The organism is Synechococcus sp. R6-10, assembly GCF_047461815.1.
Lineage (GTDB): Bacteria > Cyanobacteriota > Cyanobacteriia > Thermostichales > Thermostichaceae > Thermostichus.
On record NZ_JANSHW010000293.1, the window covers coordinates 1 to 10,559 of the forward strand.

At 60.9% G+C, this 10,559-nt stretch carries 9 protein-coding genes; 8 read left to right on the forward strand and 1 reads right to left on the reverse strand.

Annotated elements, in window-relative coordinates:
- The 8 genes from NW837_RS08925 to NW837_RS08960 all read left to right on the forward strand — a co-directional run.
- A partial coding sequence (locus tag NW837_RS08925) for a hypothetical protein (RefSeq protein ID WP_414330797.1) occupies positions 1 to 455 on the forward strand: 455 nt, incomplete at its 5' end.
- Positions 456 to 491: 36 nt separating this feature from the next.
- Positions 492 to 1,415, forward strand: a complete 924-nt coding sequence (locus NW837_RS08930) for an ABC transporter permease (RefSeq protein ID WP_414330799.1) — start codon at positions 492 to 494, stop codon at positions 1,413 to 1,415.
- A gap of 347 nt (positions 1,416 to 1,762) precedes the next feature.
- The gene (locus tag NW837_RS08935; protein WP_414330801.1) at positions 1,763 to 1,915 is read left to right on the forward strand and encodes a photosystem II protein Y; all 153 of its coding nucleotides are present in this window, start codon (positions 1,763 to 1,765) and stop codon (positions 1,913 to 1,915) included.
- 34 nt (positions 1,916 to 1,949) lie between these two features.
- The gene (locus NW837_RS08940) at positions 1,950 to 3,050 is read left to right on the forward strand and encodes an NAD(P)/FAD-dependent oxidoreductase (protein ID WP_414330803.1); all 1,101 of its coding nucleotides are present in this window, start codon (positions 1,950 to 1,952) and stop codon (positions 3,048 to 3,050) included.
- Positions 3,051 to 3,227: 177 nt separating this feature from the next.
- Positions 3,228 to 4,133 carry a 6-carboxytetrahydropterin synthase gene (locus NW837_RS08945; protein WP_011432318.1) on the forward strand — a complete coding sequence of 302 codons (906 nt, stop codon included), beginning with the start codon at positions 3,228 to 3,230 and terminating at the stop codon, positions 4,131 to 4,133.
- Between the two features lie 10 nt (positions 4,134 to 4,143).
- Positions 4,144 to 5,460 (forward strand): DNA double-strand break repair nuclease NurA, encoded by a 1,317-nt coding sequence (locus NW837_RS08950; RefSeq protein ID WP_414330805.1) that lies wholly within the window; start codon positions 4,144 to 4,146, stop codon positions 5,458 to 5,460.
- Positions 5,461 to 5,570: 110 nt separating this feature from the next.
- Positions 5,571 to 9,020, forward strand: coding sequence for a maltose alpha-D-glucosyltransferase (gene treS / locus NW837_RS08955; RefSeq protein WP_414330807.1), 3,450 nt, complete (start codon positions 5,571 to 5,573; stop codon positions 9,018 to 9,020).
- 47 nt (positions 9,021 to 9,067) lie between these two features.
- A complete protein-coding gene (locus NW837_RS08960) occupies positions 9,068 to 9,826 on the forward strand; it encodes an SOS response-associated peptidase (RefSeq protein ID WP_414330810.1) in 759 nt (252 codons plus the stop codon).
- On the opposite strand, the gene dprA is transcribed toward NW837_RS08960, so the two are convergent.
- A partial coding sequence (gene dprA / locus NW837_RS08965) for a DNA-processing protein DprA (protein WP_414330812.1) occupies positions 9,765 to 10,559 on the reverse strand: 795 nt, incomplete at its 5' end. The genes NW837_RS08960 and dprA overlap by 62 nt on opposite strands.

Sequence of the window (10,559 nt, forward strand, 5' to 3'; positions counted from 1 at the left end):
GGCTGGGCTTGCTCTGGTTTTATGGGGCAGTGGGGGCGGTGAATGGGGCGGCCCTGGCGGAGGGGATCCCGCCGGCTCGGTTGCCGTTGCGGCGGTTCAGCCCTTCTTTGGCTGGCTATGCCAGCTTTGCCTATGCCCTGCTGCTGTTGCTGCTGGGGCGGCTGCAGTTGCCGGGAGGAAAAGCTTTTTTGGTGCGGCAGCGGCAGATCATCGTACCCCTGAGTGCCTTGGGGGCGGCGGTGGCAGCAGGGGCGGTGGTGGTGGGGTTGCTGCGGCCCGGCCTGGGCTCCTCGCCCGATTCGCCTTTTTTTGTAAAGCTGAGCACCAAACTGGACTTGATCACCTACACCTTTTCATTGCTGCAGGCGGCCTGTTGCCCGGCTATTTCACGGATCCCTTGCAGGCAGCCCAGGTGGAAATGGACTGCGATGAACGCTCAACTTGAGTACCTCTGAGCGGAGATCTCGTTTGCGCTGGCGCTGCGGAGCAATATGGCAACTCTGTTTTGGGCTTTGATCCCGGCTACCCTGCGCTCCACTACCCCTCTGTTGCTCACGGCCTTGGGGGGCATGTACTCCGAACGCAGCGGCGTGGTCAATATTGCCCTGGAGGGGATCATCTTGTTTGGGGCTTTGGCGGCGGCGGTAACCACCCAACGCCTGGAAGCTTCCCTTCTGGCCCAGACTCCAGCAGCTCAGGTGGGTTGGATCCCTTGGGTGGGTTTGTTGGCCGGCGCCTTAGGGGGGGTGGCCATTGCCTTTGTGCATGCGCTGATGTGCATCCGCTACAGAGCCGATCAAATTGTCAGCGGCACTGCCATCAACCTGTTGGCCATGAGCGTGCCTTCGCTGGTGCTGCAATCGTTCTACGGCAACACCACCAACTCTCAAGAAATTGTCAATCGGCTGCCGCTGTGGCATGGGTTTAGCCCCTTGGTGTATCTGGCCTTTCTGTTGGTGCCAATCTCCTGGTGGTTGCTGTTCAAAACACCCTGGGGCTTGCGGCTGCGAGCGGTGGGAGAGCATCCTCAGGCTGCTGCCACCATGGGGGTGGATGTCCTGGGTATGCGCTACGCGGCGGTGCTGCTCTCCGGCCTGTTGGGGGGCCTGGCGGGGGCCTACCTTTCCATTGGCTTTTTGAACCAGTTTGTCCGCAACATGTCAGCAGGAAAGGGCCTTATCGCCTTGGCAGCGATGATCTTTGGCAAGTGGCACCCCTTCGGGATCCTGGGCGCGACGCTGTTGTTTGGGGCCACCGACGCCCTGGCCATTCAACTGCAAGGGGGAGATGTGATGCCACCCGTGTTGATCCAGGCGTTGCCCTTTGTGTTGACGATGGGGGTTCTATCGGGAATGCAGGGCCGCGCCCGCCGCACTCGTCCGCCGGCTGCCTTGGGCAAAATCTACAGCAACTGAGAAAGAGCCCAGAATTAAGATCCAAGTTGCGGGCTTGGGCAGCAGTTAGTCAGGTGATCGGGGTCGATTGCACATCCCTGGTGGGTGCGCTAGTTCTGGACGCGATTCTCAGTGTGGGCCTGTTGGCTCCCGCCTTGGCAGCCCAGATGGGGCAAAGTCTAGCCGGTAGGGATCCCCATTTGGGTTTATTCTGGACTTAGCCATCTTTCCAGAGTTGCACCTCAGCTTATGCGGGATCCAGAGTCGAAAACGGTTTCACCCCATCGGGATTCTGGCGGTGGCCAACCCTGGAGGCTCTTGTTCCAAGCAGTCGGTAAATCAATCTATGTTAGGGGGGGATGAAAACCATGGACATTGATCTCCGTCCGCTGATCGTTCTGTCGCCCATTGTTTTGGTGGTTGCCTGGGCTGCCTACAACATCATCAAGGCTGCCATCAAGGGAGAAGCCAAGCTCTTCGGAGAGAGGGGCAACAACCCCTTCGGCAGAGGCGGGAGCTGAACGTGCGGATCCGGTCACAGCTGGCAGGCTCAGTATGCTAGGCGAAGCAACCCAGGCAGCGGTAACCCCTTCCGAGGGAGCCCGCTCAACATCCGCCGATGTGATTGTCATCGGGGCGGGAGTGGCCGGTTTGGTGTGTGCAAGGCAACTGCTGCGGGCGGGGCTGCGGGTTCTGGTGCTGGAAAAATCGGCGGGCTTGGGCGGGCGCATGGCCACCCGTCGAGTTGAGCACGCTGGGCAAACGGTGCCAGTGGATCATGGGGCTCAATACCTGACTGCCGATTCGGATGGCTTTTATCGCTGGGTGAAGGAGCTGCTGGGCCTGGGGCTGCTGGCGGAATGGACGCGCTCGCTGCATGTGCTGGATCGAGAAGGGCTGCGCCCAGAGGATCCCAACGACGAGAAACCACGCTACGCTTGCCCCCAGGGCATGACAATGCTGGCCAAACACTTGGCTGCCCCGCTGTCGGTACACACCCAAACTCGTGTGGTCAGCCTCAAACCTTTGGCAACAAGCTGGCAATTGAGGGCGGAGAACGGCCAATGCTACGAGGCTGCTGCCCTGGTGGCGACAATTCCGGCCCCCCAGTTGCTGCCCCTGCTCCGGGAAGGGATCCCTTTGGCTGAAAACCTGTTGCCTCTGCTGGAATCCGCCCAGTATCAACCCTGCCTTGCGGTTTTGGCGGGCTACTCTGAGCATACGCCGCCTTGGAAGGGGATCAAGTGCTTGGAGGATCCGATGTTGGCCTGGCTGGGACTGGACAGCAGCAAGCGCCTGCAGCCGCTCCCGCCTGTGGTGGTCTTGCATGGGGGGGCGGAGTGGTCATCTCTGTACTTGGAGGCCGGCCCCTCTGAGCTGGAAAAGGCCGGTCGAGAATTGCTGGCCCACGCAGCCCAACGGCTGGATCCCTGGTTGGCTTCGCCACAATGGATGCAGGTGCACCGTTGGCGCTACGCTTTGCCTTTGGAAACCACGGGATTGGCCAGCTTAAGCACCCGTGTGCCGGTTTCCGCTGCTGAGGGATTGCCTTTGGTTTGTGCCGGCGATTGGTGCGCCGGAGGGCGCGTAGAGGGGGCTTGGCTCTCAGGACACAATGCCGCCAAAACCTTGCTCGAAATGCTTTCTGGGAAATGAGGGTATGCACAGGCCGACCCGGTCGGCAGGGCAAGTGCCTGACCTGGCGCAGGACAGAGATGACGGCAAGACCACTGGGAGGGTAGGCTGAGGGCCGCTGAGAATTTCCACCCTCTGGGCCGGGGAGTGTGTCAAGCTAAAGGGTGGATCCCCCGGCAGATGCTCTCCTCTCCACTCATGTCCAGAATCTGTACAATCTACCGCCGTGCGCAATTTGCCGCCAGCCATCGGTACTGGTTGCCCGAACTCTCAGAAGCCGAGAACTTAGCCCGCTTTGGCCCAAATGCCCGTTTTCCCGGCCATGGCCACAACTATGTGCTGGAGGTGGGCATGAGTGGTGAGGTGGATGACTATGGGATGGTGCTCAACCTCTCGGAGGTGAAGCAGGTGATCCGGCAGCGGGTGATTCAAGATCTCAACTTTGCTTATCTAAATCAAGCTTGGCCGGAGTTTGCCCAAACCTTGCCCACTACCGAGTTTATCGCTTACGTGATTTGGCAACGCCTGGCCGATGCCTTGCCCCTAACCAGCGTCCGTCTGTACGAAGATCCTGAGCTTTGGGCCGAATACCGAGGAGAAGCCATGCAAGCCTACTTGACTGTTGCCACCCATTTCAGCGCCGCCCACCGCTTGGCTCTGGATCACCTGAGTTTTGAAGAAAACAGCGCCATCTACGGCCTCTGTGCCCGTCCCCACGGCCACGGCCACAACTACGGCCTGGAGATCACCGTCAAGGGATCCATCGACCCGCGCACGGGGATGATCGTGGACTTGGCGGCCCTGCAGCGGCTGATCGAGGAGCAGGTGGTGAAGCCGCTGGATCACACCTTTTTGAACAAAGACATTCCCTACTTTGCCCAGGTGGTGCCTACTGCCGAAAACATCGCCCTCTACATCCAGCGGCTGCTAACTCTGCCCCTGCGGGAGCTGGGGGTGCAGTTGCATCGGGTTCGCCTGCAGGAGAGTCCCAACAACAGCAGCGAGGTCTACGGGGAGTTTCCGCTGGAAGAGCTGCTCAACTCCTCAGAAGGACAAGATGTGGCTTCTTCCGCTTCTGGCAGCCGTATTGCCATGCAGGGCTGATGCGGCCATCATGTTGGATCTGGTTAAGCTGAGCGGGCAAATTCCTGCGTTCACCCGGCACCTGCAACAGGAGTCGAAAGCCAGCCAAGAACGCCTCCGCCAAGCCTGGCAAGTTTTCGAGCGCTGGCAGCAGGAGCCGCAGGTTTGGCAGTCCCGCTGGGTGGAGTGGGGATCCCATCTGTCGTTTGTTTGCGCCAGCCCCGCCGAGCCGCCGGAAGCCTGGGGATCCCTGCCCAAGGTCGAGCCTCTGCAGGGGCGACACACGGTGGTGGCCACGGATGGATCCCAGATTTTGCCCAGCCATCACGAGATTGCCTATTGCTCGCTGATCAATGTTGGGCGCGTGGTTCTCCACTACGGCACCCAGGAGTGGCCGCTGTTGGACAGCCAGCCCCTGCTGCTGTATGGAGATGGGCCCCTTGCCCAGCAAAACCGCTCAGACTCCCCTCTCTCGGAACCGCGGGCAGAAGGGTTGCCGAGGGCCCCCCTTAACCGGCGAGACTCTCGCCCGCAGCGCGCTCCAGGTGAACGCAATCCTACCAGCGGCACGGAGTCCTCGTTGGGGCTGGAAGAGATACTGGCCTTACGACGCTCCCAAGCGGAACTGGAGGAGCTGGCTCGTTTGGCTCTGTCGGTGCCCCGTCGCCGCACCACGCTGGCGCTCCTGGATGGATCCCTAATCCCTTGGGGACTGGAGCCTCTGCCCCAGTCGGCCCGGCGCCCCTGGTTGGATCCCATTCTGGCGACCTTGGAGCAGTTGCGGGCGGCCCGCATCCCTCTCGTGGGCTACATCAGCGCCTCTCGCAGCAGCGAAACCCTTAACTACCTGCGCCTGGGGCTGTGCCCCTACCTGGGCTGTGAATGTTATCGCTACTGCCTTGCCGACAAAACCCCCCCTTGCCATCCCTTTGCCCCCCTGCCGGATCGCGTCTTTTGGGGATCCCTGCTGCAGCCGGGAGAGCGCAGCCCCCTTTGGCGCAGCGGCGCCAGCGTGTTGGACGCCTTCGGGGAACACCACGTCCACTGTTGTTACCTCAATGTTGGCGAGGGATCCCTGGGCCAAGCCGAAATTGCTCGCCTGGAGTTTCCCGCTTGGGTGGTCCAGGATGCGGAGTTGCTGCAGCGGGCTCTGGCAGGGGTGCTGAGCCAAGTGCACAAGGGCTTTGGCTACCCCATCGCCTTGGCGGAAGCCCATCATTTGGCGGTGGTGAGAAGCGGGGATCGGCAGCGGTTTTTTGCCTTGATCGAGCAGGAGTTGCTCCGGGCCGGCCTGCGCCACGTGGCCGTCTCCCGCAAGGAAGCCCAGAAGCGGAGTGGCATTGCCTGAACCGACGCCGGGGATCCCTGGCACCCAAGAGAAGGCTGTAGCCTATTGAGGGGATCCCCATTCAACGGCTAGGGTTGCCAAGGTGTCCCAATCCTGTCTCTGTTGCCGACATGACCGACATGATGATCCGAGCCCCTCTGCGCAGCCTCATCTCCCCCCTCACCCACGACCCCCTTTGGTACAAAGATGCAATCATCTACGAGCTGCCGGCACGGGCCTTTTTCGACAGCGACGGCGATGGCGTGGGCGACTTCCAGGGCCTGACCGAAAAGCTGGACTACTTGCAAGAACTGGGGATTACAGCCGTCTGGCTGCTGCCGTTTTTCCCCTCGCCTTTAAAAGATGACGGCTACGACGTTTCTGACTTTACCAGTGTTCACCCTGACTTGGGCACCCTAGAGGACTTCAAGATCTTTCTGGAGGCTGCCCATAAGCGGGGGATCCGCGTCATCATTGAGCTCATCCTCAACCACACTTCGGATCAGCACCCCTGGTTTCAGCGGGCCAGACGAGCTGCCCCCGGCACCCCCGAGCGGGACTTTTACGTTTGGAGCGATACCCCCGAAAAGTACAAAGAGGCCCGCATTATCTTTCAAGACTTTGAAGCCTCCAACTGGACCTGGGATTCAGCGGCCAAGGCCTACTACTGGCACCGCTTTTACTCCCACCAGCCAGATCTCAACTACGACAACCCCGCCGTACAAAAAGCCATGTTCGAGGTGGTGGACTTTTGGCTGAGCTTGGGGGTAGATGGCATGCGGCTGGACGCGGTGCCTTATCTCTACGAGCGGGAGGGCACCACCTGCGAGAGCCTACCGGAGACCCATGCCTTTCTCAAGGCTCTGCGCCGACACATTGACCAAAGGTATCCTGGCCGCATGCTGCTGGCGGAGGCCAACCAGTGGCCAGAAGATGCTGTGGCCTACTTCGGCGATGGGGACGAGTGCCACATGGAGTTCCACTTTCCCCTCATGCCACGGCTGTTTATGGCCATCCAGATGGAGGATCGCTTCCCCATCATTGACATCCTGCAACAAACCCCTCCCATTCCTGAAATCTGCCAGTGGGCCCTCTTCCTGCGCAACCACGACGAGCTCACCCTGGAGATGGTCACTGACGAGGAGCGGGACTACATGTACCAGGTGTACGCCAAGGATCCCAACGCGCGGGTGAACCTGGGGATCCGCCGCCGCTTGGCCCCCCTGCTGGGCAACAGCCGCCGCCGCATCGAGCTGATGAACAGCCTGCTGTTTTCTCTGCCCGGCACGCCGGTCATCTACTACGGGGACGAGATCGGCATGGGGGACAACATCTACCTGGGGGATCGCAATAGCGTGCGCACCCCCATGCAGTGGAGCGCCGACCGCAACGCCGGCTTTTCGCGGGCCAACCCTCAGAAGCTCTACCTGCCCATCGTCATCGACGCCGAGTACCACTACGAAGCTGTCAATGTGGAGGCGCAGCGAAACAACCCCCATTCCCTGTGGTGGACCATGAAGCGGCTCATCGCCGTGCGCAAGCGATTCCAAGCTTTTGGCCGCGGCTCCTTTGAGCTGCTCCACCCGGAAAATCGCAAGGTGCTTGCCTTTATGCGGGCCTTTGGCGATGAGCGCATCTTGGTGGTGGCCAATCTCTCCCGCTACGCCCAGTGGGTGGGGCTGGATCTATCGCCGTGGGAAGGATTGATCCCGGTGGAGATCTTTGGCCACACCGAGTTTCCCCCTATTGGGCGACTGCCCTATTTCCTAACGCTAGGCCCCCATTCCTTTTACTGGTTTTCCCTTGAGCCCAAAACGGAGACCATCCACCTCAGCCCCAGCAAAGCGGAGGAGCAGGAACGCCTGGTCCCTCTGGTTGTTCAAAGTGGTAGTCCTCTGGTTGTTCAAAGTGGTAGTTGGGACAGTCTCTTGCAAGGGGAAAGCCAAAAGCAGCTGGAGGCAGTCTTGGCGGACTACCTCTACCGCTGTCGTTGGTTTGGCTCCCAAAACCGCCAGCTCCAGGCGATCCATATCCTGCAGGCTATCCCCTGCCGCCGAGAAGAGGAGTCCTTGCTGGGCAGCCAGATCTTGCTTCTCCAGGCCGAGTTTATCGAGGGCGATACGCAGCTCTACTCTCTCCCTGTGGGCTATGCCACCCAAGAAGCAGCCGTACACCTGCGCCTAGAGATGCCCCAGGCGGTCATCCTCCCTGTGCAAGTGGCCGGAGGGCCGGCGGGAGTAATTTTCAACGCTCTGGCTGACAAAAGCTTCTTGCTGCGGCTGCTGCAGCTAATTGCCCAGCAGGGCCGCCTGCGTCACCGTCAGGGAGAGCTCTGGGCCACTAGCTTTGCTGCCCTTGAGCATGACCTGGAACCCCGCCTCCTCAAGGCGGAGCAGAGCTACACCTCCGTTGTCTATGGCAACCACTACCTCCTCAAGCTCTACCACCGGGTGGCCGAGGGGGTAAACCCAGAGCTGGAGATAGGCCGCTACCTGCTGGAGCACCATCCCCAGGTGCGCGTGCCACGGCTGCTGGGATCCCTGGAGTATCGCCGTCGTCGCGGGGCCCGTGGGTTTGATCCCGCCGATCAGCCCATTACCCTGGCCATTTTGCAGGAGTACATCCCCAACGAGGGAGATGCCTGGCACTACACCCTGGACAGCCTGGGGCAATTTTTTGAGGCGGTGCTGGTTCACTACCAAGAGGTGGATCCCGTGCCCGTGCCGCAGGGATCCTTCTTGGAGCTTTCCCAACAGCCCTTGCCGGAGCTGGCCTACGCCACCATCGGCAGCTACCTAGAATCGGTGCGGATCTTGGCCAAGCGCACCGCCGAGCTGCACATCGCCCTGGCTGCCGATACGGAGAACAAAGACTTTGCCCCAGAGCCTTTCTCCAGCCTGTACCAGCGCTCCGTTTACCAGTCCATGCGCAACTTGGTGGGGCAGGTGTTTCCGCTGCTGTTCGCGTCAGCGGGACGGAGTCCTTATAAGCAGCTCCCCAAGCTGCCGGAAGCAGAGGCCAACTTGGCTCGGGCTGTTTGCGACCAAGAAGGGGAAATCATGAGCCGCTTCCGCCTGATCCTGGAGCGGAAGATCACCGCCCTGCGTACCCGCTGCCACGGGGATTATCACCTGGGCCAGGTGCTGTTTACCGGCAAAGACTTTGTCATCATCGACTTTGAAGGGGAGCCGGCCCGCTCTTTGGGCGAACGGCGTCTCAAGCGTTGCCCCTTACGGGATGTGGCGGGGATGCTGCGATCCTTCCACTATGCTGTCCACACAGCTTTGCGCCAGCAACTGGAGAGCGGCTTGGTCTGCGCCGACCACTGCCCCGACATGATGCGGTGGGCCCAGTTTTGGCACCGCTGGGTCTGCGCGGGCTTTTTGGCCGAATATCTGCAGGTGGCTTCCCAAGCGGCTTTTTTGCCCCGCAGCCTGCAAGAGATAGAGGTGTTGTTGGACGCCTATCTGCTGGAAAAAGCCATTTACGAGCTGGGCTATGAGTTGAACCACCGCCCCGAGTGGGTGGAGATTCCCCTGCGCGGGATCTTGCAACTGCTGGGCATTTCCACCAAGGTTTAGGGGATCCTGTCGGCAGGCCATTTGGGGTGAGCGACTGGGGGACAAACATGTGTGGACGGTTTAGCCTGGCAGTGGCCCCAGAAGTGCTGATGCAGCATTTCGGCTTGCCGGCGGCAGCCCAAGAAAGGGCAGCTGTCCCCCGGTATAACATCGCTCCTTCTCAGCCGGTGCTGGCGGTGGTGGCGGGATCCCTTCAGCGCGAGGCAACCCATTTTCGCTGGGGCTTGATCCCCAGCTGGAGCCGAGCTCCTCAGGCCGGCTGGATCAATGCCCGAGCTGAGACAGTAGCTGAGAAGCCTTCTTTCCGCGAAGCTTTCCGCCGTCGTCGCTGCTTGATCCCGGCCGATGGTTTCTACGAGTGGGCCGACTCAGGTACGGCCAAGAAGGGCAGACAACCCTACTGGTTTCACCTGCTGGATCGACCGGTATTTGCCTTTGCCGGGATTTGGGAACGCTGGCGCAGTCCAGAGGGGGTGGAGGTGGAAACCTGTGCCATCCTCAACACCGCTGCCAACCGTCTGATGCAGCTTTTTCACGAGCGGATGCCCGTGATTTTGACGGAAAACGACTACGACCTCTGGCTGGATCCCCAGGTGCAGGATCCCAAGCTGCTTTTGCCCTTGCTCCGCCCCTACCCAGCAGAAGCCATGGCGGCTTATCCGGTCAGCACCTATGTGAACAACCCCCGCCACGAGGATCCCGCTTGCCGTGCTCCTATCGGAGAAGCAGTGCAGGGATCCAGCCTCAGCGAGCCCGCTGGTAGCGCATCCCCGGCAGTTGTACCAGCCAGCCTTCCAATTCCATAAGCAGCAGGGTACTGGAAAGGGTGGCAATATCCATCTGGCTAGCCTGGGCCAGGGCATCGAGGCTGAGGATGCCCTCCCCTAGCAGCTGCCAGAGCAGTTGCTGTTGGGGATCGCTGGGGCCAGTGGACGAGGGCTGCTTTAGCACAGGGGATCCCTGAACTAAGCCCAAGTCTTTCAACAGCTCCTCGATCCCCAGGATCATGCCGGCGCCGTCGCGGATGAGCTGCAGGCAGCCGCGGGCTGCTGCCGTGTCGATGTTCCCCGGCAGGGCATACACTTCCCGACCGTAGTGGTTGGCCAGGTGAGCAGTAATTAGCGCTCCCGAGGTTTCCGGAGCCTCCATCACCAAAGTGGCGCGGCAGAGGCCGGCAATGATGCGGTTGCGCTGGGGAAAATGCTCCTTGGCCGGTGGCGTGCCGGGGGGATATTCGCTGAGGATGGCCCCTTGGGCCAGGATGCGCCGGTAGAGAGCTTGATGGTGAGCTGGGTAAACTTTGTCCACCCCCGTTCCCACCACGGCCACCGTCTTGCCGCCGGCATCCAGACAGGCCTGGTGGGCAATGCCGTCGATCCCCGTTGCCAGCCCCGAGACCACCACACAGCCAGCTTCCGCCAGGGCAGCGCTGACTTTCTGGGTCCACTGTCGACCGTAGGCCGTAGGGGCGCGGGTGCCGACGATGGCAATAGCTGGCTGTTGCCAATTGGGACATTCTCCTAGGGCATAGAGAATGGG

Excerpts from the sequence above, each read along its gene's own strand:
- NW837_RS08940 (WP_414330803.1), top strand. The coding sequence starts at position 1,950 with ATGCTAGGCGAAGCAACCCAGGCAGCGGTAACCCCTTCCGAGGGAGCC.
- NW837_RS08935 (WP_414330801.1), top strand. The coding sequence starts at position 1,763 with ATGGACATTGATCTCCGTCCGCTGATCGTTCTGTCGCCCATTGTTTTG.
- treS (WP_414330807.1), top strand. The coding sequence starts at position 5,571 with ATGACCGACATGATGATCCGAGCCCCTCTGCGCAGCCTCATCTCCCCC.
- NW837_RS08930 (WP_414330799.1), top strand. The coding sequence starts at position 492 with ATGGCAACTCTGTTTTGGGCTTTGATCCCGGCTACCCTGCGCTCCACT.
- NW837_RS08960 (WP_414330810.1), top strand. The coding sequence starts at position 9,068 with ATGTGTGGACGGTTTAGCCTGGCAGTGGCCCCAGAAGTGCTGATGCAG.
- NW837_RS08945 (WP_011432318.1), top strand. The coding sequence starts at position 3,228 with ATGTCCAGAATCTGTACAATCTACCGCCGTGCGCAATTTGCCGCCAGC.
- NW837_RS08950 (WP_414330805.1), top strand. The coding sequence starts at position 4,144 with ATGTTGGATCTGGTTAAGCTGAGCGGGCAAATTCCTGCGTTCACCCGG.